The following is a 23,699-nucleotide window of genomic DNA, read 5'->3' as shown; positions in this document are numbered from 1 at the left end:
TTAATTAAACATTCGTTTTAAACGATACTGCTCATACCTAGACCCATCATAGATCGATAAATAATCCAACACATATCGACCAGATTGATCTTTATAAGTAAGTTCCCAAAGAGCATTTTCATTTACAAGTGCCGGTGTTATTTTTACAAATTCACATTGATTACACTGCTGTTTCCAATCATCTATTATAGCATCTTCTGCTATAATTTCCGATTGATTAATCGTCGTCAAATTTTTCTTTTTTCCTTCAAGCGGATAGAAAATAATTTTTTCTTCCTTACCATCTTTTCCAAACACGACATGATAGGCCTTTTCTCCATTGAATGTTTTGATGGCTGTTACTTCTGTAAGGGCGTTCGCCTTTAATAATTGCCTTTCTGTTTCAGCATAGCCTGCGGTTTTACTTTCTTTTAAATCGACATATAGAAATATCATATAAATAAAACAGGAAATTAGGATAATTATGCTAATCAGTAAGCTCCATTTTAACCATTTAGGTCCGGTAAATCGTGAAGATTGCCTGATCCTCATCGTTATCATCCAATGCTAGACCGAACATTAAATCCTGCTCTTTTAATGTTCTATTTAAACTATCAACTATTTTATAAAGATCTGATGAATATTGGAGCTTAACTGTTGATAATGTTTCTATTTTATTATCCATCTTATCCCTCCAGTAAAATACCCTTTTTATCAAAAAATTGTTAATCATACTTTCGCAAGCTAAGTGAAACCTATATATATGCTGAAATAAAATAAACTCAAACACATACGTATAGTATAACAAGCTTATAGCAAGTTGTGTTTTGTTTTTATTGTTTTTAGCAAAATTTTTCTCACCCATACCACTTCTTTATTACTGATGCTCTTGCCTCGAGCATCAGTCTTTTTTGTACATGCACCTTTCACGTTTTATGGCTTCACCACTAAAACCAATTCTTGGCTTTTTCCATGAGCTTCTGAGTAGAATCAACAGATAATGGAACAGGTGGAATAGAGTCGATAAAATATTTGCCGTAGCGCGCCTTAACCATTCGTGCATCACATACAAATACAATTCCTCTATCACTAGAAGAGCGAATTAATCTGCCGAACCCCTGTTTAAATCGAATGACGGCATTAGGTAAAGAAAATTCCATAAACGGATTTTTTCCTTGTTCTTTTAAATAGGCGGATTTAGCTTCGTGTACTGGATGATCTGGGGGTTGAAATGGCAATCGCACGATCATTAAACACGATAAATCTTCACCTGGAATATCCACACCCTCCCAGAAGGAACTTGTTCCTAATAGAATGGCTTGATTAAAGGTCTGGAAATTTTTCTTTAATCTGGCTCGGCTACCACTTGAGATTCCTTGAGCAATTAAGGCATAACTACTTAGGTCTAATGTTTCCTTCAAAAGGGCATGAGCCAGCTTTAACATATCGTAAGAAGTAAACAGTACTAGCATCCTTCCTGCTGTTATTTCTGCCAATGAAATAATTGATTCACATGTAGCATATATAAATTCATCGATATTTCCATATTTGATATCTGGAAAATCGTTCGGAACCATTAATTGAACTTGATCTTTATAAGAAAAGGGCGATTCAATTTGTTTTGTAATTAACCTGTCAGCACTAATACCTAATCTATCCTGAATAAATTGAAAGGATTGATTCATGGTCAATGTAGCACTTGTTAAAATAATACTTTCTTTACTAGCAAAGAAATCTTTTGCTAGTAAACCGGCAACATTTGTTGGCTCACTATATAAATAAACTGCATTCTTTGCTCCATAAGCTTCAATTTCTATCCACTTTACTTGCTCGCTTGTTTCTTCGACAAGGAAAAGCTCTTCAAGTCGATCAATATAGCTTTGCAGCTGCTCTGTATGTAATTGGATACGCTCTTTATCCTGTCTTTCGATCTCTTCTTTCTTTTCTAAGTAATGTACCATAACAGCTAATCCGTGGATTAAATCACGCAGATAAAATAGTAAACGATTAACCATTTCCTTAATGGCATCCCATTTCTCAGGATGTTCCTTTTCATGAGAGAATCGATATTGTGTTCTTCCAATATCACTTAAAGTCTTGTTTGACTTATGTTGATCTACTACATATTGAAATAAATGACGAAATAAATCATCTGTTTCATATTTAGCTTCCTCAATAATATAATCCCATTTTTCTAATGGAAGCTGATCATGATTTATTTGGTACGTATTAATTAGATTCGTTAGGAGCTTGTTATCTTCTGTTTTTCCTAACTGATTCAACATATACTGCATGTGAATATAATCTAGCTTAAGTCCATAATGTCTTGATGCCGTATCCTCCAAATGATGTGCCTCATCAATTATTGCTTTATCATAACTTGGGAGTAACTGATATTCATTAAACATATCCGTGCATAGTAAAGCATGATTTGTAATAACAATATCTGCACGCTGAGCTCTTTTACGCGCCTTCTGATAATACGATCTAGCAAACCAAGGTGAAGTCGGATCAACATTTTCTTCCGTATCAGCAGATATACGTCGAAAGAAGAGGTAGCCACTGGATGGAAGTTGAATTTCATCTATATCCCCTGTTACGGTCTCTGTCAACCACACAAGTATTATCGCTTTTGTTAAGGCAATATCGTAATTGTCCTGTTGAGAATCACGTAATTCATGTTCCAATTTTTCCAAGCTAATGTAATGGGACTTCCCTTTCAGTAAAGTCGCATGTAATGGGAAATTAACTAATTTATTTACCATCGGTAATTCTTCTTCTAATAATTGTGATTGTAGCTGAGTAGTAAACGTACTTATGACAATCCGTTTCTGGTCTTTGATTGCTTCATATATTGTAGGAATAAGGTATGCGAGCGACTTTCCCGTACCTGTCTCTGCCTCTATGAATGCGTGTTGGTGACTCTGAAAGGCATCAAAAATTGTTTCTGACATCTCACGTTGACCGACGCGCTTTTCATAGTTATTTATTTGCTTTTCCATTGCTCCATTTTCTTCGTATATATGATCCAAGTACTCACCAAACGATAAATCAAGCGTGCGAACTTGGTAAGACTGTGGTTCCGTTTGACGATAAGCGAGTCCCCGATATGTTTCTATACCAGATATATCCTCAGAAGAAAAAAGTAAAGCCTGCTGTCTAGAGTGAAGTAATTGATATACATCTGATTTTAATGTTTTCTCTATTTTCAACAGCTGTTCTATTGTTTCATAAGGTAAAGATTCTAATTTCTCCTTTAATCTTAAAAACAGCTTTGCTGTTACATATGCATCTGATAATGCACGATGTGGCTCATTATGCTGCAACTTAAGATATTCAGACAACTGGCTTAATTTAAAGCTTGGAGATCTCGGAAATAAGATTCTTGCTAGTTCAACAGTATCAAGTATCGGGGTTGTTAATTTATTCCTACCACAGTTTTCTAATTCAGTATTTAAAAAACCTAGGTCGAAAGGAACATTGTGTGCGATTAAATAGCTGTCTTCAAACAAACGTGTTATTTCATCGGCTCTTTCTTCAAATAAAGGAGCATCCTCTACATCTTTGTCAGAGATTCCTGTTAAATTTGTAATAAATAATGGAATTTCCTTTCCTGGATTTAGTAAGGTGGAATAGCTATCAATGATTGTATTATTTTCGATAATTACAAGACCCGCTTCGATAATCTTATCCTCTTTACCTGGAGCGTTACCAGTTGTTTCTAAGTCAATTACAACATATCTTTCCATCTTTTCACCTCACTTCTAGCAACCAGTACATCAATTCGTTTTACATCGTATTTATCATAACAGGATTTCGTTTGTGGTCAATATAAAATGAGCTTCACTTTTAACGGTAAATTACGCTTTTTTATTAAACCAATCAATTTCCCCAGAATACAAGCGTTCTACTTTACCAGACTCATTTCTGATTAATAACGCCCCATCAGATGCAATCCCTGCAAATATTGCTTTCTTCTTCTCCTGTAATGTGTAAATCGTTATCCATTCACCTATTTTAAAGCCGTAAGCTTCCCATTTTTTCTTTATCTCAACAAAGCCCTTTTTCATATACATATCATACGTCTTTTCAAACGTACATAAAAATTCTTGAATAATTGACTGAATAGACCATGATTGATTCGTTTCAATTTGTAATGAAGTGGCTCTTTCTTGGATTTCTTCTGGCCAATCTGATAATTGCTGATTAACGTTTAGACCAACACCGATTACTACGTATTGAATTTTATCTTGTTCTGCCTGCATCTCGGTCAATATGCCAGCACATTTCTTTTGATTGGCAAATAATATATCATTGGGCCATTTGATCAAAGGTTCTGTACCTGTCATGTCACTTATTGTATCAGCTAATGCTACTGCAGTTAATAATGTTAATTGCGGAGCAAGATATGGCGGTAACTCTGGCCGTAAAATCATACTTAACCACATGCCGCTGCCTCTTTTGGAATGCCAAGCTCGGCTCATTCTTCCCCTACCGATTTTTTGCTCATCAGCAATAACGACGGTACCATGTCCTTTGTTCTCCTTGGCTTCTTGATGTGCAACAACTTGGGTTGAATTCGTGACTTCCCTATGAATTACTTTTTTTCCAAGCCATTTCGTCTTAAGTCCCCATTGTATCGTATTTTCAGTTATCCTTTCGGGAAAACCGATAATTCGGTAGCCCACCTTTGATTTTGCTTCTATTTGGTAACCATCTCGCTCTAGTTCCTTCATATGTTTCCAGATAGCGCTTCGTGAGATATTTAGTTTTTCTGAAAGCATCTGTCCAGAAATATAATCCTCCGTATGTTCAGCTAATAATTTTATTAACTTATTTCGGGTGGATTCCATTTTATCCACTCCTTTATCGTTTCGTATTGATTAGGTAAACCATGTAAAACAATTTGTTTTTCAAGGTTATTTAATAGATCGTTAATCCATGGCCCCTTTTTGTAACTAGGAAATAAACGTATGATATCATTTCCGTTCACTGCTAGTTCTGTTCTTGATTTAATCGGCAGTGTTTCGTAAATTCCCCATAAATCCGTGAGTTGAATCGGACTTGTTGGATCGACTATACTCGCCACCCTCACGAATGACTCATATAAATATTCAGGAAGCTGATATACCAGCAGCGGTGATACCCCTAATTTTTTCCATGTATCTATGTGCATCGACAGTTGAATTGCTTCGTTCTTCACTTTGTTTGAACATTTCCATGCTTTTGTCCACATCGATATGTTAAGTGATGGCTTTAATAAATGGCAAACAGCCATTACCTCACCAAACGAATATAGAGGTTGCTTAATAGAAGCAACGTCATGAAATAGCTGCTCATGATCCTTAAATACAGGAAGATATTTATAAACACCGGTATCTCTCAAATACGTGCAACCTTGCGAAATATAATTTCCTGCAAAAAATTTCGTGAATTCATTGGTAATCCTTTCAATCGCTAAATTACCAATCTGCTGCTTCACTTGTTTCATATGCCTTAGTGTCGTTTCATCAATTTTAAAGCCAAGCTGACTACTAAATCGTAATGCCCGAATTATTCGTAACGGATCTTCCATAAATCGCTCTCTTCCATTCCCTACTGTGCGAATAATTCTATTTTCAAGGTCCTGCTTGCCCTGAAATAAATCAATTATGGCGCCATGACGACTCATGGCTAAAGCGTTTATCGTAAAATCCCTTCTTGCTAAATCCTTATCAATTTTGTCGATATATGTAACCGAGTCAGGATGTCTCTGATCGGAATACGATCCATCCACTCGAAATGTGGTTACCTCAAAAGATTCTTTTTCAAAGCGGACAATAACAGTTCCATGCTCAATACCTACTGGTATAACGTTATGAAAGATCTCTTGTAAAAACTCGGGTGTTGCTGATGTTGCAATATCTATATCTCCTACTGGTCGATTTAATAAATAGTCCCTGACACATCCACCAACAAAAAAAGCCTGATGATGATAGCCCTCAATTCGTTCAATTACTTTTATTGCTTTTTGGAAAGATTCATTATACATATCGATCACCATTTCTACGGAGTATCTAATACTTTATCATATAATCGTTCATAATGTTCAACGATTTCTTTAGAATGAAATTGCGTATTAACCATTTCAAGTGCATTCGCAGCGAACCGTTGATGTTGTTCTTGATTGGATAATATCTTTATCGCATAAGTTGCTGCTTGTTTTGTATCACCAAGCTCAGTAATATAGCCAGTTTCTCCATGCTGTATTACTTCTGGTATTCCACCGATATTCGTCCCGATACAAGGAACTCCGCAAGCCATCGCCTCTAGTAATACTAGTCCAAAGCTTTCCTTTTCAGAAAGCAGCAGCTTTAAATCGCAAATCGATAATAATTCATTAATGTTCTTTTGTTTCCCTAAAAATAATACTTTTTCATCTAAACCTAGCTCTTCAACTAAGGCTGAAGCAGTACCATACTCTGGTCCATCACCAATAAGTAGAAGTTTGCTTGGTATATTTTCTTGGATTAGCTGAAACGTTTGTATGACATCTGGAAGCCGTTTTACTTTACGAAAATTAGAAATATGCACAACCACTTTTTCTTCTGGGGCTATCCCATACTGCTCCTTGATGATTGGCATCTCTTTACGATAATACTGCTTTTCATTTACAAAATTATAGATTACTTCTATTTCTTTATTAACATGTAATAAATCTGCAGTATGATCAGCTAAATAATGTGAAACCGCGGTTACGGCATCTGACTTTTCAATTCCATGCTTAATCATGTTTTTAAATATATCATCGATTGCTAATACAGTTATATCAGTTCCGTGTAGTGTTGTTACAATCTTCACATCATGTTCTGCGATATCCTTCGCTAAAAGCGCACTTATGGCGTGGGGCATTGCATAATGAACATGTAAGATATCAAGCTTCTCTCTGTTAATAACCTCTGCCATTTTTGCTGCCAGCGCTAAATCATATGGTGGGTATTGAAAAACTGGATAATGATTTAATTCTACCTCATGAAAATATATTCGAGGATTAATTCGATTTAATCGAAATGGCAAGCTTGATGTAATAAAATGTACTTCATTCCCTCTTTCTGCTAAAAGCATACCTAATTCAGTAGCGATTATACCTGATCCGCCAACACTAGGATAACAAGTAATGCCTATTTTCCTCATTTGCGATTATCCTTTTCCTTCTTTTCTTTTACGATCTCCCTCCATTGGAAATCGCCATTGTCAAGGCCCCTGACAAAGATTTCTGCTGCTGCAATGTTAGTAGCCAGTGGGATGTAATAAACATCGCATAATCGCATCAAGGCACTAACATCAGGCTCATGTGGCTGAGCTGTTAATGGATCTCTAAGAAAGATGATCATATCCATTTTATCATTTGCTATCATTGCTCCAATTTGTTGATCTCCACCTAGTGGTCCTGATTGAAATAAATTCACATCAAGACCCGTTGCCTCAGCTACCATCTTTCCTGTTGTACCAGTTGCATATAAGTTATGCTTCTTTAACGTATGCTGATAGGCAATACTAAAATTAATGATATCTTTCTTCTTTTTATCATGAGCAATTAATGCAATGTTCATTTTCATACAATTCCCACCCTATAATATATTTTCCAAACCATATATAAGCCGTCGCTCTTCCATTACCTTGTTAATTCCAAGTTTAACTCCTTCCATAAAGGAAGCACGATCCATAGAGTCATGTTTTATGGTAAGTGTTTGCCCATCGCTTCCGAATATTACTTCTTGATGTGCAACCAGACCAGGTAAACGTACACTATGGATCTTAATCCCATCTATATCAGCGCCTCTTGCACCAGGCAATGTTTCTTTTTCGTTTGGATGCCCTTGCTTTTTAGCTGTTCTTGTTTCTCGGATTAATTCAGCTGTCTTAATGGCTGTTCCAGAAGGAGCATCTAGTTTGTTATCATGATGCTTCTCAATAATGTCCACGTCAGGAAAATATGTAGCAGCCATTTTTGCAAACTTCATCATTAAGACAGCTCCGATTGCAAAGTTTGGCGCAATCAAACAGCCGACATTTTGAGAATTTGAAATGGAGCTTAGCTCCTCTATTTGTAATTCGGAGAAACCGGTCGTCCCGACTACAGGACGTACATGGTGTGCTAGAGCAATTTTTGTGTGCTGGTAACCTGCTTCAGGAACAGTCAAATCAACCAGTACATCTACCTCATTATTCTCATTAAAGCAAGTCTCAGCATCCTCATATATCGGAACGTCGATGGAAAAATGAGGAACTACCTCTTGTAACGTTTTTCCTCCATGTTTACGATCAATACATGCTACGAGACGAAATTCAGTTTCCTTTTCTACCATTTTGACTGCTTCTGAACCCATTTTCCCTCTTGGGCCTGCTATTACAACGTTAATTGCCATGTGACATTCTCCTTTTATGTATAACTAGTCTTTTCTGGTCCATCTATGTTTATCGCGTGATTCAATTTTAGTTATCGATGAATGAAATGCTTCCGATAAGTCTATATCCAATGAGTTAGCGAAACAAGAAAGCACAAAAATAATATCACCTAATTCTTCCTCTACTGTCCTTTCCTGTTCGGAAGGCTTTTTAGGCTTTTCGCCATAATAATGATTTACTTCTCTTGCTAGTTCTCCAACTTCTTCCGTCAATCTAGCCATTAAACTTAATGGAGAGAAATAACCTTCTTTAAATTGGCTGATATAGTTATCAACTCGTTCTTGTATCTCTTTTGTAGAGTAATTGGTTATAGTAATGGAAATCTCCCCCTATATTCATATTTGCTACTATTATCGTAGCTAATCCACGTTGTTTTGACAAATATTTAATTCATAACCCTTCCATTATGGAACTTTTTAAAACTTCCTAAAAAAATAGAATTGTTCTTTATAGATAGTTTGTCTATACTGTTAATAGGAATGGACATCGTTAGAAAGTAGGAGGTTTTCGTTTGATATTTGGATTAAAAGTAAAAAATATACTATTTATTTTATTAGGATCCGCCATATTTTCTTTTGGTATTGTTCACTTTAATATGCAGCACAATCTAGGTGAAGGCGGATTTACTGGAATTACGCTATTGCTATATTTCCTTTGGAAATGGGATCCAGCGATTACAAATATAATTTTAAACATTCCACTATTTTTAATCGGCTGGAGGTTTCTAGGACGAAATTCATTTATTTATAGCATAATTGGGACTGGAGCGGTATCACTGTTTTTAAGTATATTCCAAATCAATCCATTTGATTTGCATCTTGAATCAGACATGACTCTAGTCGCGCTCTTTGCAGGGGTATTTATCGGGGTAGGTTTAGGAATTATTTTCCGGTTTGGCGGTACCACTGGTGGTGTCGATATTATTGCAAGGCTCGTTAATAAATATGTTGGATGGAGCATGGGGAGAACCATGTTTCTCTTTGATTTTATCGTCATCATGACTTCTGTATTTGCAATATTAGACTTAAAGCAAGGGATGTATACATTGTTAGCTGTGTATATCGGTGCCAGAGTCATTGACTTCCTACAGGAAGGGGCATATTCAGCAAAAGGGGCTACCATCATCTCCAGTCAAAGCAATGATATTGCTGCCAAAATACTGAAAGATATGGATCGAGGTGTTACTGTATTAGAGGGGAGAGGGAGCTTCTCAGGTGACAAACGTGACGTATTATATTGTGTCGTAGCAAGAAACGAAATTGTACGCTTAAAAAATATCATTAATAGCGTTGATCCACATGCATTTGTTGCTGTTAGCACTGTCCACGATGTACTCGGGGAAGGCTTTACATTAGACGAAAACAAAAATCCTATACAGGAATAAAAGCAAAACCATTTCTTTAAGAGGGTACAACAATCAAATTAGAACTTAATTCGAGATAATTGTCTACCTCTTCATACCTTACTCAACATAAAGGAGGGTTCTGGGCGCTGAAGCTGGAAGCGGATCAATACGCCCATCTTGATCCGCATCGGTTAACTTTATAATTTCCTAAACAATCAAAAAGAAACACGGACCGTGATGTTCATACACTATGGTCGGTGTTTCTTTTATTTAATGGGCTGTTAAAATAACCCCTTCTTCATTCTTACTAATCATTATTTGATGCAACATACATCAAGATAAACCGCACTAATTCAGCAACTGCTACTAGTGCCGCTGCAACATAAGTTAATGCCGCTGCATTTAGCACTTTCTTTGTTTCACGTTCTTCGTTATTTCGAATTACACCCGAAGATACGAGCTGAGCCATCGCACGATTCGATGCATCAAATTCAACAGGCAACGTTACGAGCTGAAATAGCACTGCTGCTGACATGAAAATGATACCAAATAGGAATAATCCTCCCATGTTAAGGAGTATACCTGCAAGAATAAGGAAGAAGGATATATTTGATCCAAAACTTGCTACAGGTACCAATGCGCTTCTAAATCTTAGGAAGGCATAGTCTTCTGCATCTTGAATAGCATGTCCAACCTCATGTGCTGCCACAGCGGAAGCAGCCATGGATTGACTGTGATAGTTTCCAGTAGAAAGTCGAACAACCTTTTTTCTCGGATCATAATGATCCGACAATGTACCTTTAGTTTCTTCGATTGTTACATGATATAATCCATTTTCGTCCAAAATTTTACGAGCAACTTGTGCACCAGTCATATACGATGATGTTGCTTTTTTAGAATATTTTTTATAGGTATTCTTAACCTTTGATTGTGCCCAAATTGGGATTATCAATAGTAAAGCTAGATAAATGAGGTAACCGCCAAAGCCACCTAACATGTTTGCATTCCTCCTTGTTAAGGTCAATTTTAGTCAAAAATAGGTAGTTAGTCAACTATTTTATCTTTTTTAGCTTTTTTCCTCGATTCACCTTTATATTTTCTCCAACTAACGTAGGTTAATGTAATCCCAATACATCCACCAACAATTATAACTGTCCAAATCAGCGGAAGAAGGTCCCCGTTTTGCTTTGGTGGTTCCTTTGCTTGCACGAGCACGCTTGCTTCAATCATGATAGGCTGTATATGAAAATAACCAATCATCCCTATGATCACTAATATGCATGTAATAACCGAACCCAGTTTGTTTTTTATCATAGCGATCACCCCATATTTAGCTTCTAACACTAATGTATGATACGGGATAATATTATATAACAGTGATATTTTTGCAGTTGGTGGGCCGTTAATTATCGTGTTCTTTTTTACGTATCGTCAGATAATAAGCAATGAAGATGGATACAATACTCAACCAAAATGTAAAATAACCAATTTCGTTCATATATTCGGTGAGCGATCCGTATACCGGCATCATTTCAAATACATAATCAATAATGTCATTATGTAATGTCCACACTGCTGCTACGGCAATATGACGAAGCTTTATTTGATAATAGGGGGCATATAATAACCCTTGGATTGCCATTGCACCATGCGAAGCAATAAGCATATATCCTTGCCAATTTAGCGAACCATCAACAGCTAGTGTAAGTAAATTCATTACTACCGCCCATATACCATACTTAAATAACGTAATAATACCCAGTGCCTCTACATACGGTACATGCCTGTTGAACATAAAAAATAAAAGAAAGATCGTAAAGAATAAGCTAGCTGTGGGACTGTCAGGAACAAATATTAAAAATATGTCAGGGGTTACGGATAACTGACTTTCATACCATTTGTAACCATAAATGGTACCTGCTAAATTGATAAAAAATAAAAGCATTAAAAAGCGTTTGTCCAATAATATGCATTTTATCAAGAAATCGTTCCTCTTTTCCTAGAGATTCAATACATTACTCACGAATATTTGAGTAGAATGATAAAAAACACCCCCACCAATCTGATTGGCAAAGGTGTTTTTATTAATTCTTATTCCTGCGATTGCTCATTTACCGATACTATAAAGTCAACAAGTTGTTGCAATTCTTCATCCGTACCAGCAAATTGACCAGGAGGCATTGATCCAGTACCATCTTTAGCAATGGTAGCAATCTCTTCAGCAGAATGTTCTGTACCAATTAATGCTGGAGCAGCTGCACCACCCTGTAGGTCTTCACCATGACAGGACATACAGCTATTCTCATAAATTGCATATCCTGGATCTTCTGTGTCTATTGCAACCTCTTGCCCTGGAGGTATTGGTTTATTTGCCTCAGCACGTGATTCCCAATCAACATGAGATGCAGATTCGTACGTTAACCAAATAACAGAAGCAAGAGCCAATAGCATCATACCAACTGCTACCGGACGCTGATGAGGTCTTCTTCCTGGTCCATTATCAAGGAATGGAGCAAGTAATAGCGCTCCAAAAGCGATACCTGGTAAGACCAATATCCCCATAATAATAAAGTCTCCACTAGCGAATTGATATTTGAGTAATTCATATAAGAACAAGAAGTACCAGTCCGGCAATGGAATATAGGATGCATTTGTTGGATCGGCCATTCCCTCTAAAGGAGATGGATGAGCTAAGGTCAAGCACAAGAACCCAACTAAAAACACAGCGCCTACCAACCACTCTTTTAATAAAAAGTTGGGCCAGAAAGCTTCTGTTCTACCGGGATATTCGGAATAATCTTTTGGTACATTCGGTTTTCTTTCAGCAGAGATACGAGAATCTCCGACAAACTTCATACCTTTACCCTTATGCAATGCTTTCCCCTCCTTTTTATAGCGGTCCTGAAATACCTTGTCTACGTATTAATATAAAGTGTACTGCCAATAGTCCAAATAAAGCTGCTGGCAGGAAGAACACATGAATCGCAAAGAAACGTGTTAGTGTTTGTGCACCAACGATATTTGCGTCACCAGCTAATAGCGTTTTCAATTGCTCACCAATAAACGGTACTTGTTCGGCAATTTCCAAGCCAACCTGTGTTGCAAAATATGCTTTATTATCCCATGGTAGTAGATATCCAGTGAATCCAAGTCCAAGCATAATAAAGAAAATGAGAACTCCAACGATCCAGTTAAGTTCACGTGGTTTTTTATAAGCTCCTTGGAAAAACACTCGCAACGTATGTAATAACAGCATTACGATAACAACACTAGCGCCCCAGTGATGCATTCCACGAACAATTTGTGCATGTGCAACCTCTGTTTGTAAATAGTAAACAGACTTCCAAGCATTTTCAATGTCTGGAACATAATACATCGTTAGAAACATTCCAGATAGAATCTGAATAACTACTACAAAAAATGTTAACCCTCCAAAACAATATACAAATGCAGAAAAATGATGTGCTGGGTTAACATGTTCAGGTACTTCGTGGTCTGCAATATCGCGCCAGATTGGCGTAATGTCTATGCGATCGTCTATCCAATCATAAATTTTTTGTAGCATAAATGATTACGCCCCCTCTCTTGGTACTGCGTCGCCTAAGAATAACATACCTTCTCGAACTTCTGATTCATAAACATCCAATGGTTTTAAAGGTGGTGTGCCAGGCACATTTGTCCCATCTTTATAATAGCGTCCATCATGACATGGGCAGTAGAACTGATCAGGGTATTGGTCATTTCCTTCCCAAGATACAACACAACCTAGGTGTTTACAAATTGGGGAAAAGGCTTGAATTTCATCTTTGTCATTCTTGAATACCCAAGCTGATCGGTTTACTTCAGATTCATACCAGCCATCCACTTGGTTCACTTTCCAATCAATACGCTGAGGCTCTGTTGTAATATCCTCAACAGCTAGACTGACATTCGTCAAGTCACCATGACCAGATTCTTGTAACACTGGATCAACTGCCATTCGCAACATTGGTGCAAGCATTCCAGCTGCCATGAAACCGCCAACACCTGTAAGCGTATAATTTAAAAACTGTCTACGGGATACTTGCTGCTTCTTTTCACTCATGATTTTCCCCCCTCTTTTACAATGATCACGGACAATAATAGTTTAATCAGATTACTAGGACATTAACCATGATAGCGCAAACTGTTTGTCCGGTCAATAAATATTCATATTTGTTAACAAAAAGTTTTTTAATTATTCATTACCAATAAGACCGGATTAATTCACTAATTTGATCCACCTGATCACGAACAAATCGATGCATCTCAGCTGAATGTAGATCACCAGATTTCATTCCAGGTAGCCACAGTAAGGTTCCTTTCAGTACTTGTTCGTGTTTCTTCCAGGAAGCATCTAATGTCAGAAAGAATACATGGGAGAACGGCTGCTTTTGAATCTCCGTTATCCAACCATGCAATCTTTCTATTTCCTCTTCTTTTGTTGCATGCTTAACATAGTAGTAAGAAGGAGTTAGCATGACTCTACCTGTAAGTTCTTTTTCTAGGTCATTAGCTAATACTGTAGTTAGTTCATTTTGAAATGCATTTTTTTCAAGCTCTGATTCCGTAGACATTTGATATGGAATTAATGGTATCAGAATGGTATCAATGTATTCTTTTGCTTCCAGATATTGAGCTAAATCCGCTTTATTCCATTTCATATAGTTATCAGCCTTTCTATATTGTTTAACAGCATTGCCAAAAATATTACACTATGTGTAAATATTATCTTATTAACACAAAAAAAATCAACCTATTGCTTTAGCAATTTAGGTTGATGAGGGTTACTTGCTTCAAGCGATTTTAATTCATTCGATAATTTAATAAAAGCTTCCTGATTCATTTCGTCCAACGCAAGATCAATTTTTTTATGCAATTGCTTTTTCTTAAAATCAAAAATCGATTGATCTAATAATTGCTTCGCAAGCTCTTGGTCTTTTTGAGTAATGAAATATTCATCTGGAATAAACGGATTCTCTTCTAATACAGCAATGTATAACGCATTTTGATATGATTTCTTAAAATTTAGTTGTAAATACAATGGTTCGTGCTTATTCAAGCGAATATCATGAAAGGATTTCTCTGCATCACTTGTAACCAATTGATTTTTGTAGAAACGAAAGGCTGTCTCCTCTGAACAATGACTTGTTATGATAATTCCTCTAGGGCAAAATTTAGCTTCCCTAACAAAATGGACGTTGGTAAGTAACTCATCATGGTTCACTAGATAATTTAGTATCCACACGCTCTCACGTTTTTTTAACTGATAATGATTTAAAAACCACTGGATAAAACTCTTTTTATCTTCTACGGAAACTGGTGTTTGCATGAGTGACTTTGCCCCCTTCACGATTCATCTAAGATCATTCTATAACTCTTTTTCACTATCTGATTGCTTCAACCGAGCAAGGAACTCACTAATATCATCATCTATTGGATGCGTTGTTAGATATGCCTCAAACACAGGTATTGCCTCTTTCATCCTCCCCTCCTCTGTTAAGAAGTAACCATATTCCTTAAGAAAGTCAGTATCATCTTTAAGGTTAGTATATGCAGCATTATAGTGTTTTAATGCATTATCATATGATTCCGTTTCATTATATGCACGGGCAAGCTCCCATTCATACTGAGGGTCATCTGCTCCTGTATGTTTAATTTCGATAATTAAGTCAATAATTCCTTTAAAATCTGCTTTATTTTTTAATAATTCAATCAAAAATAAGATGGCTTCTTTAAAGTCAGGATCTATAGCAATGGCTTCCCTAATATGCGTTTCACTCTCCACATCATTCTCAAGCTTATGGGCAAGCATGCCGGCCATAAAATAGAGTTCTTTATTAAAGGTATCCACTTTAATGCCTTTTAGGGCTGTTTCATAAGCTTTTTCCACTAACCCCTCCTCTTCATACACTTTAGCCAATTGATAATATGCAGTATGATAATACGTATCAATCTCAATAACATGTTCCCAAGCTTTTCTTGCAATATCGCTTCTTCCCGCTTGATAAGCAGTGAATCCATATTTAAATAAAGAATCCGGATTTTCGCTATCTTCATCTTGATAATAGGTCAATGCTAGTTCATATTCTCCAGAAGCGGCATAAGCCTCTGCAATTCGATCATTGATAGAAACATTAGCAATTTCCTTTGCTTTAGGAAGAATTTTTTCGTAATAATTTGTTGCCTTTCGATAATCTCCTGTAGAGAAATATAATTCTGCTAAAGCAAAGTCCAGAATAGGTTCATTAGGATCGCGATTCTTTGCCATCAGTAATTTTTGCTCAGCTACTTCAAATAAACCCTGTGCTTGATATAAATCAGCTAGCTGAATCAACGTCTGTACATAAGCCGGATCATCTTCTTGAATTTCGTTTAATAATTGTATGGCTGCTTCATCATCTTCCAATTCGATATAAATATCAGCCAAGGTTACCTTTAGTTCTCCTTCTGCAGGAAACTGTTGTATTAATGCTTGTAGTAATACACTTGCTTCTTGAAGATATCCCCATTGGATGTACAATTCAGCAATCGTATATTTCTCTTCCTCATCAGCCATGGGCAGATAATTCTCTAAAAGCTCGATCGCTTTTTCACTCTGCTTTGCTTCCATTAAATGAACAGCTTCCATTATTGTTTCCACATTAAACGCTCCTTTTGTATATATAAATCAAATGATTCCATCCGTGTGTGAAAATTTAGTAGTACACTTTATCATAACGAAAATAGGAATGATGTTCAAAATAAAAGCATGACTTCGGAGATATTACCACCGATACAGACATCCAATATCACCGTACTCCTCTCATAACGAAGCCTCTATATAGTCACTTGTTTACTTGAGATTTCTCCATATGCGAGCTTCTCATCTTTAGCTATTATTTTGATTCCACTTATCATCTGAAGCAATTAGTTGCTTCAAAACGACTGGTAGTCTAGAGGGAAAGAAACAGCTGAAAATAGCACGTTGGATAACTAACGTATACCAACTAAACAATAGCTTGGCGTGAAATCCCTTTTCTATTATAAGAAAAACGGAGCAAAATTCGCTCAGTCCTTATCACTACATGCTCAGATCTACGCTTCCTCTAGTAGCTATTATGGAATAATAGCTACTGCTTGCTTGACCACCACTCCGGCTGCCCACTTCCCTTTCCGTGGGGTTTGTCCTTCCGCTAACTTTTTTAGCAAAACCCGCTCAAAAAAGTGGATCTTCAGGTCAAACATTTCCCACAGGAGTTGAAGTGGCCGGCCTTCGCTATTATCAGGCTCTACAACGCTAGCATGAAGTAACACAGCTGCTTTTATACTCACAGATAGCGATTTTCACTTTACCCATTGTAAAAAAAGTCAACCTATTACTTATGACAAGAATTGTTGCACCTTCGCATAGCGGAGACTAATTACGTAGACTCCTGCGGGATTAGCGCGAGCCGAAAATCCACTTTGCAACGTGTTCTTCTTTGCAAAGTTAGTTGAGGCCGTGCCCACGGAAAGCGAAGTAATTAGTCGGAGCATTGCCAATATACATCAAACATTTCAAAATAACTACTTGGCTTAACGCAGTCATTGCACTGATTTTATACTTTCTTAACTTACAAAAAATAACTGCCGAGAAAGTTCCTCGACAGTCTAGCTACCTGCACATATATAAATACATCGTCTTACTTCATTTGTTGTAAATCTTGAAAGAACCTAGGATAAGAAGTTGAAACCGGGGAGATATCATCAATCACTACTTCACCATCTGTTATTAATGAGGCAATGGTCGCCATCATAGCCATCCGATGATCGTGATAAGATGCTACTTTATTACCGGTTAGCTTTGACTTACCTTCAACAATTAGTCCATCTTCTCTTTCCTCAATCCTAGCTCCTAAGCTTGTTAAAACTTCTGTAACTGCTTTAATTCGATCTGTTTCCTTTACTCGAAGTTCTTTCGCATCTTTAATTATTGTTCTTCCCTTTGCCTGCGTTGCTAGTAGTGCAATTACTGGTATCTCATCGATTAATCGTGGAATCATATCACCTTCGATAGTCGTAGCGTGTAAATCCTGATAAGTGATTGAGATATTTCCTAATAATTCTCCACCTTTTCTATGGATATTTCCCACTTCGACAGCCGCTCCCATTGCTTTTAATACATCTATAATGCCTGTCCTGCTCTCGTTTAAACCTACATTTAGTAATGTCACATTACTTCCTGGAACAATCGCAGCTGCCACAAGGAAAAATGCAGCAGAAGAAATGTCCCCTGGTACATATATATCGGTAGCAGTAAGCGGTTGTTTTCCTTGTAGTGAAACGGTACTACCTTCAATTAGTATTGACGCTCCAAAGGCTTGAAGCATTGTTTCTGTATGATTTCGCGAAACCGTCGATTCCTCTACAGTTGTTTTCCCATCTGCAAGTAGTCCTGCTAACAATACTGCTGATTTGACTTGTGCACTTTTTACAGGTAAACGGTACTCAATTCCTGTTAAACCATTTCCTCTTATGGCTAATGGAAGTTTACTCCCTTCTAATCTACCATCAATAATGGCTCCCATTAATCGTAAAGGATCAACCACACGATTCATTGGTCTGTTTGTTAGAGATACATCACCGTATGCCGTTGTAAAGAAAGGAAGCCCCGCTAAGACACCTATCATGAGTCTTGCCGTTGTACCAGAGTTTCCAAAATATAAAGGTTCCTTCGGCTCGATTAACGCTTCAGGACCTTTCCCATCAATCAATAAAGAATTTCCTTGCTTTTCAATAGAAACACCCATTTCACGAAAAGCAGTAACTGTGCGCATACAATCTTCACTATCTAGAAAATGACTTACCCTTGTCACTCCATTTGCTAAAGCTCCAAAAATAACGGAACGATGAGAGATTGACTTATCTCCAGGTACCTCTATTTCTCCACGTAGCGGATTTTCAGTAGGAAGTAGTTTTTGCTCCTTCAATCATTCTCACATCCTTTTCTTTAACTGCTGATTACTTTTCAATCATCGTTTCATATCCTTGCTGTTTTAAAATATGTTCACTTGATTTTTGTAACTGCTGAGTAGCAAAACTTAACCGCAATGCTCCCATGATACCTTCACGGATCTCCAAGATTTGTATATTATTGATACTTATACTTTCGTCGGCAAGCAATTGCGTTACCTCTGCTAACGCCCCAGTCTGATCACGAATATCGACATATAAATCATAATACGATGGAATAATCCCTTTATCAGAAGTACCCAATCCATCTCGATAATTTTTAGCACGATCTAAGTATTGAATCATTTCTTTTTTACTGCTAGTATCCACAAGATTTTTGAGAAATTGCATTTCTGTTATCCATTCCTCCAAAAGCTGTGACATTTTCTTACGATTGTGATAAAAAATATCCTGCCAAAGTGTCGGATTACTTGAAGCTATTCGCGTAATATCACGAAACCCACCAGCGGCAAGATTGGGAAGATAGCTATGCGTTTTAGCCCAATGTTCTGCTTGATGCACTAAAGAGGATGCAATTAAATGCGGAAAATGGGATACGACACCGGTCATCTCGTCATGCTCTTCAGCATTTAACGTAATAAATTTACTTTTGGTTGGAAGTAATATTTCTTTCAGCTCTTCTACCTCATTATTTGTACTATTGACAGTAGGTGTTAAAACATAGATTGCATTTTCAAATAAATGGGATTTAGCTGCTTCAATTCCTTTTTTATGTGAACCTGCCATTGGATGGCCGCCAATAAAGACGATCTTCTTATTTTTTAACTGATTTGCTGTATGGATAACTGATTGCTTGACTGATGAAACATCACTTATAATAACTCTATTTGGAAAAGGTACTTCATCTAGCTTTTGCAATAAAGCTATTGTTTCCGATATAGGTGCTGCTAGGATAATATAATCGGCATTGATGGCATCCATAGGGAATTCTGTTATTACTTCATGAACAATATTGTTTTGCTTGGCATATTCTAGAGTGGCTGTATTGATGTCGTAACCAATAATATGATGATCAGCTACCCTAGCCAATCCTTTTGCTATGGATGCTCCGATCAGGCCAAGACCTGCTATAACTATTCTTCGTTTCACATTATGTCTCCTCATTGTTATAAGTTAAAAGTAGTTGCTGTAACTGTTCCATATCCTTTTCTAACCCTAATGTTAAGCGAATCGTATTAGGGATACCTAATAGCTCGCCTGGTCTTACAATAAATCCATGCTTTATTAAATACTCAAATAAATCTATTCCACTCTTAGGTGTGCAAACGAGCAGAAAATTGGTTTCCGATGGATAATATTCCCAACCAATTTGATCCAAAAAGTATTGAAAGGATCGCTTAACACGATTGTTATTCGATATCGTTTGGTTTAAAAATTCACCATCTTTCCATGCAATTAATGCTAATTTCTGGGCAATGGAAGTTGTATTAAAAGGGCCTCGAACGACATTTAATTTAGTGATAATTTGCTCAGCTGCTAAGCCATAGCCAATCCGTAGTCCAGCGAGCCCATATGCCTTTGAAAACGTACGTAAAATAATTAAGTTCTTAAAATTGGGCAGTTGTTTTATACTTTCTAAGTCTCTTACTGGATCTAAATATTCATAATATGCCTCATCGAGAACTACAAGCACATGCTCAGGGCACCTTGTTATAAAATCATAAAAGTCTTGTTTTGCCATTGCATTACCTGTGGGATTATTTGGTGAACAAAGCCAAACAACCTGTGTATCATCATCGACAGCAGCAAGTATTGATGCTAAGTCAAGATAGCCACCTTTTGTTGGAATTTCTTTTATTTCCGCCCCTTCAATCACGGCATTATGCTTGTACTGTGGAAAAGTTGGCTTAGGCATAACCGTATTTACTCCCGGATATAAAAACGCGCGACAAATCATTTGAACAATCTCTTCAGAACCACTTCCAAAAACAATCTCAGATTCTTCCACCTTTAACTTTAGAGCAAGAGCAGTGCGTAATTCAGCAGTGTAACCGTCAGGGTACATATCGAAGCCTAGTCTATGTTCCAATAGAAATGCATCGATTTTACTCGAATAACCATACGGATTTTCATTGGATGATAGTTTTACAATTCGATCTATTCCGTATTGATCTTTGATATCCTGTATCTGTTTACCTTGTTGATATGGTTCTAATAACTCAAGTGCCGCTTTACCTTTCATTCTTTTACTCTCCTACCTTTTCTGTTAAATCTGGACGTAAGTTGACTGCTTGATTGTGAAATACATGATCAATTTTATGTTGTGGTGTATCGGTATTTACAACCATCATGATACGTATACAAAGCTTTAAACTATTTGGAACATCAATCTCTGTCATGCACATAACTGGTACATAAGTCCATCCAGTTAATTTTCTTAGTGCTTTTGCAGGAAACGTAGCAGTTATATCCTTTGTTACAGAGATAAAAACATGAGATACCTCTAAGGGATCGATCCCGTTTTTGCTAACCATTTCCTCTATTAATATTTTTGTGTTTTCAATAATAACAGTCGCCTCATTTTTTGGAACCGTTGTCGCCCCTCTAACTCCTCTTGTCACTTAGCCACCAGCTTTCCTACAAAAGATTTTAAATAATGCTCCACTTGCTGATCCGTTACTTCTTTTACAATTGGTTTTCCTATTTCTTCAAGAAGTATCATCTGAATCATGTTTTTCACGTTCTTTTTATCTTTTTTCATTTTCGTAATAATTGATTGCATATCCTCATACTGAAAGTTCAGTGGGTAATTATTTTGTTGTAGCCATTGGAAAAGTGCTTGATATGGTAGATTGCTTGAAAATAGATCTTCACTTACATGTAGCGAAAATAATAGACCGATTGCAACAGCTTCACCATGTGCTAGCGAGCCATAGCCTAATTCAGCTTCAATGGCATGACCAAGCGTATGACCTAAGTTTAAAAATTTGCGAATGCCTGACTCCTTTTCATCGGACTCTACAATCCTAGCCTTTATTTGTATACCTATGCGCAAATGCTCTTGAAGTTCCTCTGAAGATAATGCAAGCAAATTCGTTTTTAAAAAAGAACGAAAAGTGAACTCATCAGAGATCAATGCTTCTTTTATTAACTCTGCATAACCAGAGCGTATCTCTTTTTGATTTAATGTCCGCAATGTTTCCACATCATAGATAACACTTTTAGGAGGGTAAAAGCTGCCAATCAGATTCTTCCCCATTTGATGGTTAATAGCTACTTTTCCACCTACACTACTATCATGAGCCAAGATAGTAGTTGGTATTTGTACAAAATCAATACCACGCATGAATGTAGAAGCTACAAATCCAGTTAAATCTCCAATGACTCCTCCGCCTAAGGCAATCATTAATGACTCCCGATCAAGACCATACCTTATCGCTTCTGTTTGAAGTTGATAAAAATACTCGATACTTTTTGTTTTTTCACCTGACGGAATGATCGAATGAAACACATTCTCCGTGGAAAGTCCGCTTAGAACATCCGTTAAATACAATTTACCCACTTGCTCATCCGTAACAATTAATATGGAAGTATAATCTTTTTTAAGAAAAGATTGTACTTCATAACGAATACCTTCACCTATAATAATAGGGTAGTCATGCGAGCTAGAATGGACGACGATTTCATCTGTTTCCATACTAAAAGCACCTGATTTCTTCTCGATACGCTTCAACAGCTTGTTGTAACTGTGGAAATTGATCGCTTGAGAATTGTTCTGTAAGAGCCTTTGCTAATTCAAAAGCTACAACATGTTCCATAACAACCGCTGCCGCAGGTACAGCACATGCGTCTGAGCGTTCGACAGTTGCTTTGAATGGCTCTTTTGTTTCAATATCGACACTTGTTAATGGTCGCTTCATTAAAGTTGGAATAGGCTTCATAACACCTTTAACAATTATTGGCATGCCGGTTGTCATACCACCTTCAAAGCCGCCAAGTCGATTTGTCTTTCGATAATATCCTTTGTCTTGATCCCAAGCTATTTCGTCATGCACATCACTACCATTTCGCTTCGCTGCTTCAAAACCGATTCCAAATTCCACACCTTTAAATGCATTAATACTAACAACACTTCCTGCAATTCTGCTATCTAATTTACGATCATAATGAACATATGAACCAATCCCAGCAGGCATCCCTTCGACATATACCTCAACAACTCCACCAATAGAGTCTCCTTCTTGTTTTGCTACATCAATAGCATGCATCATATTCTCTTCAACCTGTTTATCTAATACTCTTACAGGGGAATCTTCAGAGATCTGTTGTCGTTCTTTTGCAGTATAATTCGCTTGCTCCACTGCTTCAATACCGGCTATTTCTTTCACATAACCTACAATTTCTATACCAAGATGCTTTAACAGCGTTTTAGCTACGGCTCCTGCCGCAACACGTGCTGCAGTTTCACGAGCTGAGGAACGCTCTAAAATGTTTCGAATATCCCTATGTCCATATTTTAAAGCACCATTTAAATCTGCATGACCAGGTCTTGGTCGTGTAACCACTCTTCTGATTTTTGTATCAGCTTCGATTGGGTCTTCTCCCATAATGTCTATCCAATGTTTATAATCATCATTATGTATAACGAGTGATAAAGGGGAACCAAGTGTATATCCATGTCTTACACCACTTGTAATTTCCACAAGATCTTTCTCGATTTGCATTCGTTTACCTCTACCATATCCCTTTTGTCTTCTTAAAAGGGAGCTGTTTATATCATCTTTTAACAGTGGCATTTGGGCGGGTACGCCTTCTATAATGGTCGTTAGCTGTTTTCCATGCGATTCTCCTGCAGTTAAATAGCGCACATTACATTCTCCTTTATGAATTTTTCTAATTACTATATCATAACTTATTGTGTTTTTGGAAATAAATTTGAGAAAAAGCATAAAATATCTAAGAAAGAATGAAAAAT

General features: G+C 37.0%; 25 protein-coding genes and 1 pseudogene. 1 reads left to right on the top strand and 25 read right to left on the bottom strand.

All coding sequences use genetic code 11. From position 1 onward, the window contains the following. The 9 genes from JUJ52_RS14900 to JUJ52_RS14860 form a co-directional block, all read right to left on the bottom strand. On the bottom strand, positions 1–531 hold the full coding sequence (locus JUJ52_RS14900) for a cell wall elongation regulator TseB-like domain-containing protein (protein WP_026680991.1): 531 nt from the start codon (positions 529–531) through the stop codon (positions 1–3). Next, positions 494–664: a YpmA family protein gene (locus JUJ52_RS14895; RefSeq protein WP_080668675.1), complete on the bottom strand. Its 171-nt coding sequence runs from the start codon at positions 662–664 to the stop codon at positions 494–496. Before JUJ52_RS14895 ends, JUJ52_RS14900 begins: the two co-directional genes overlap by 38 nt. 262 nt (positions 665–926) lie before the next feature. Further along, positions 927–3,728 (bottom strand): ATP-dependent DNA helicase DinG, encoded by a 2,802-nt coding sequence (dinG, locus tag JUJ52_RS14890; protein ID WP_205388532.1) that lies wholly within the window; start codon positions 3,726–3,728, stop codon positions 927–929. A gap of 111 nt (positions 3,729–3,839) precedes the next feature. Further along, the gene (locus JUJ52_RS14885) at positions 3,840–4,832 is read right to left on the bottom strand and encodes a biotin--[acetyl-CoA-carboxylase] ligase (RefSeq protein WP_026680993.1); all 993 of its coding nucleotides are present in this window, start codon (positions 4,830–4,832) and stop codon (positions 3,840–3,842) included. After that, a complete protein-coding gene (locus JUJ52_RS14880; protein WP_205388531.1) occupies positions 4,808–6,010 on the bottom strand; it encodes a CCA tRNA nucleotidyltransferase in 1,203 nt (400 codons plus the stop codon). Before JUJ52_RS14880 ends, JUJ52_RS14885 begins: the two co-directional genes overlap by 25 nt. 14 nt (positions 6,011–6,024) lie before the next feature. Next, positions 6,025–7,152 (bottom strand): N-acetyl-alpha-D-glucosaminyl L-malate synthase BshA, encoded by a 1,128-nt coding sequence (gene bshA, locus JUJ52_RS14875; protein ID WP_205388530.1) that lies wholly within the window; start codon positions 7,150–7,152, stop codon positions 6,025–6,027. Beyond that, on the bottom strand, positions 7,149–7,571 hold the full coding sequence (mgsA, locus tag JUJ52_RS14870) for a methylglyoxal synthase (protein WP_121605893.1): 423 nt from the start codon (positions 7,569–7,571) through the stop codon (positions 7,149–7,151). The genes bshA and mgsA overlap by 4 nt, the downstream gene beginning before the upstream one ends. Before the next feature lie 18 nt (positions 7,572–7,589). After that, entirely contained in the window at positions 7,590–8,387 is a 798-nt protein-coding gene (gene dapB / locus JUJ52_RS14865) for a 4-hydroxy-tetrahydrodipicolinate reductase (protein ID WP_026680997.1), read from the bottom strand. Between the two features lie 24 nt (positions 8,388–8,411). Next, positions 8,412–8,738 carry a nucleotide pyrophosphohydrolase gene (locus JUJ52_RS14860; RefSeq protein WP_026680998.1) on the bottom strand — a complete coding sequence of 109 codons (327 nt, stop codon included), beginning with the start codon at positions 8,736–8,738 and terminating at the stop codon, positions 8,412–8,414. A 200-nt stretch (positions 8,739–8,938) separates the two neighbouring features. Here JUJ52_RS14860 and JUJ52_RS14855 point away from each other — a divergent pair, with 200 nt between their 5' ends. Further along, positions 8,939–9,811 carry a YitT family protein gene (locus JUJ52_RS14855; protein WP_026680999.1) on the top strand — a complete coding sequence of 291 codons (873 nt, stop codon included), beginning with the start codon at positions 8,939–8,941 and terminating at the stop codon, positions 9,809–9,811. Between the two features lie 268 nt (positions 9,812–10,079). Here the strand turns inward: JUJ52_RS14855 and JUJ52_RS14850 are convergent, their stop codons facing one another. The 16 genes and pseudogenes from JUJ52_RS14850 to aroC form a co-directional block, all read right to left on the bottom strand. After that, positions 10,080–10,769, bottom strand: coding sequence for a zinc metallopeptidase (locus JUJ52_RS14850; RefSeq protein ID WP_026681000.1), 690 nt, complete (start codon positions 10,767–10,769; stop codon positions 10,080–10,082). Between the two features lie 47 nt (positions 10,770–10,816). After that, positions 10,817–10,936 (bottom strand): annotated as a pseudogene (locus JUJ52_RS23415) (sporulation protein YpjB); the annotation flags it as partial. A gap of 238 nt (positions 10,937–11,174) precedes the next feature. Continuing rightward, positions 11,175–11,753, bottom strand: a complete 579-nt coding sequence (gene lhaT, locus JUJ52_RS14840; protein WP_026681002.1) for a lipoprotein heptaprenylglyceryl N-acetyltransferase LhaT — start codon at positions 11,751–11,753, stop codon at positions 11,175–11,177. 110 nt (positions 11,754–11,863) lie between these two features. Next, entirely contained in the window at positions 11,864–12,646 is a 783-nt protein-coding gene (locus JUJ52_RS14835) for a menaquinol-cytochrome c reductase cytochrome b/c subunit (protein ID WP_026681003.1), read from the bottom strand. A 16-nt stretch (positions 12,647–12,662) separates the two neighbouring features. Beyond that, the gene (gene qcrB / locus JUJ52_RS14830) at positions 12,663–13,337 is read right to left on the bottom strand and encodes a menaquinol-cytochrome c reductase cytochrome b subunit (protein ID WP_026681004.1); all 675 of its coding nucleotides are present in this window, start codon (positions 13,335–13,337) and stop codon (positions 12,663–12,665) included. A 6-nt stretch (positions 13,338–13,343) separates the two neighbouring features. Beyond that, positions 13,344–13,856, bottom strand: coding sequence for a QcrA and Rieske domain-containing protein (locus JUJ52_RS14825; RefSeq protein ID WP_026681005.1), 513 nt, complete (start codon positions 13,854–13,856; stop codon positions 13,344–13,346). Between the two features lie 139 nt (positions 13,857–13,995). Further along, positions 13,996–14,454 (bottom strand): DUF2487 family protein, encoded by a 459-nt coding sequence (locus tag JUJ52_RS14820; protein WP_026681006.1) that lies wholly within the window; start codon positions 14,452–14,454, stop codon positions 13,996–13,998. Positions 14,455–14,546: 92 nt separating this feature from the next. Continuing rightward, positions 14,547–15,122, bottom strand: coding sequence for a ReoY family proteolytic degradation factor (locus tag JUJ52_RS14815; RefSeq protein ID WP_026681007.1), 576 nt, complete (start codon positions 15,120–15,122; stop codon positions 14,547–14,549). A 39-nt stretch (positions 15,123–15,161) separates the two neighbouring features. After that, positions 15,162–16,433, bottom strand: a complete 1,272-nt coding sequence (locus JUJ52_RS14810; RefSeq protein WP_121605092.1) for a tetratricopeptide repeat protein — start codon at positions 16,431–16,433, stop codon at positions 15,162–15,164. 455 nt (positions 16,434–16,888) lie between these two features. Continuing rightward, on the bottom strand, positions 16,889–17,104 hold the full coding sequence (locus tag JUJ52_RS14805) for a hypothetical protein (protein WP_121603973.1): 216 nt from the start codon (positions 17,102–17,104) through the stop codon (positions 16,889–16,891). A 350-nt stretch (positions 17,105–17,454) separates the two neighbouring features. Continuing rightward, on the bottom strand, positions 17,455–18,741 hold the full coding sequence (aroA, locus tag JUJ52_RS14800; protein ID WP_026681009.1) for a 3-phosphoshikimate 1-carboxyvinyltransferase: 1,287 nt from the start codon (positions 18,739–18,741) through the stop codon (positions 17,455–17,457). Between the two features lie 31 nt (positions 18,742–18,772). Further along, positions 18,773–19,873 carry a prephenate dehydrogenase gene (locus tag JUJ52_RS14795; protein ID WP_026681010.1) on the bottom strand — a complete coding sequence of 367 codons (1,101 nt, stop codon included), beginning with the start codon at positions 19,871–19,873 and terminating at the stop codon, positions 18,773–18,775. Position 19,874: 1 nt separating this feature from the next. Continuing rightward, positions 19,875–20,966, bottom strand: a complete 1,092-nt coding sequence (gene hisC, locus JUJ52_RS14790; RefSeq protein ID WP_026681011.1) for a histidinol-phosphate transaminase — start codon at positions 20,964–20,966, stop codon at positions 19,875–19,877. Between the two features lie 4 nt (positions 20,967–20,970). Further along, a complete protein-coding gene (aroH, locus tag JUJ52_RS14785) occupies positions 20,971–21,345 on the bottom strand; it encodes a chorismate mutase (protein ID WP_205388529.1) in 375 nt (124 codons plus the stop codon). Beyond that, positions 21,342–22,421, bottom strand: coding sequence for a 3-dehydroquinate synthase (aroB, locus tag JUJ52_RS14780; protein ID WP_026681013.1), 1,080 nt, complete (start codon positions 22,419–22,421; stop codon positions 21,342–21,344). The genes aroH and aroB overlap by 4 nt, the downstream gene beginning before the upstream one ends. A 1-nt stretch (position 22,422) precedes the next feature. Further along, positions 22,423–23,592, bottom strand: a complete 1,170-nt coding sequence (aroC, locus tag JUJ52_RS14775) for a chorismate synthase (RefSeq protein ID WP_026681014.1) — start codon at positions 23,590–23,592, stop codon at positions 22,423–22,425. Positions 23,593–23,699: the final 107 nt, after the last annotated feature.

Source organism: Virgibacillus sp. AGTR (genome assembly GCF_016919725.2).
In the GTDB taxonomy this organism is placed as follows: Bacteria; Bacillota; Bacilli; order Bacillales; family Amphibacillaceae; genus Virgibacillus; species Virgibacillus salarius.
This window is presented reverse-complemented; position numbering and strand designations above follow the sequence as displayed.

Coding starts and splice junctions, on each gene's coding strand:
- JUJ52_RS14900 (WP_026680991.1), bottom strand. CDS start 531: ATGAGGATCAGGCAATCTTCACGATTTACCGGACCTAAATGGTTAAAA.
- JUJ52_RS14895 (WP_080668675.1), bottom strand. CDS start 664: ATGGATAATAAAATAGAAACATTATCAACAGTTAAGCTCCAATATTCA.
- dinG (WP_205388532.1), bottom strand. CDS start 3,728: ATGGAAAGATATGTTGTAATTGACTTAGAAACAACTGGTAACGCTCCA.
- JUJ52_RS14885 (WP_026680993.1), bottom strand. CDS start 4,832: ATGGAATCCACCCGAAATAAGTTAATAAAATTATTAGCTGAACATACG.
- JUJ52_RS14880 (WP_205388531.1), bottom strand. CDS start 6,010: ATGTATAATGAATCTTTCCAAAAAGCAATAAAAGTAATTGAACGAATT.
- bshA (WP_205388530.1), bottom strand. CDS start 7,152: ATGAGGAAAATAGGCATTACTTGTTATCCTAGTGTTGGCGGATCAGGT.
- mgsA (WP_121605893.1), bottom strand. CDS start 7,571: ATGAACATTGCATTAATTGCTCATGATAAAAAGAAGAAAGATATCATT.
- dapB (WP_026680997.1), bottom strand. CDS start 8,387: ATGGCAATTAACGTTGTAATAGCAGGCCCAAGAGGGAAAATGGGTTCA.
- JUJ52_RS14850 (WP_026681000.1), bottom strand. CDS start 10,769: ATGTTAGGTGGCTTTGGCGGTTACCTCATTTATCTAGCTTTACTATTG.
- qcrB (WP_026681004.1), bottom strand. CDS start 13,337: ATGCTACAAAAAATTTATGATTGGATAGACGATCGCATAGACATTACG.
- JUJ52_RS14825 (WP_026681005.1), bottom strand. CDS start 13,856: ATGAGTGAAAAGAAGCAGCAAGTATCCCGTAGACAGTTTTTAAATTAT.
- JUJ52_RS14820 (WP_026681006.1), bottom strand. CDS start 14,454: ATGAAATGGAATAAAGCGGATTTAGCTCAATATCTGGAAGCAAAAGAA.
- JUJ52_RS14815 (WP_026681007.1), bottom strand. CDS start 15,122: ATGCAAACACCAGTTTCCGTAGAAGATAAAAAGAGTTTTATCCAGTGG.
- hisC (WP_026681011.1), bottom strand. CDS start 20,966: ATGAAAGGTAAAGCGGCACTTGAGTTATTAGAACCATATCAACAAGGT.
- aroB (WP_026681013.1), bottom strand. CDS start 22,421: ATGGAAACAGATGAAATCGTCGTCCATTCTAGCTCGCATGACTACCCT.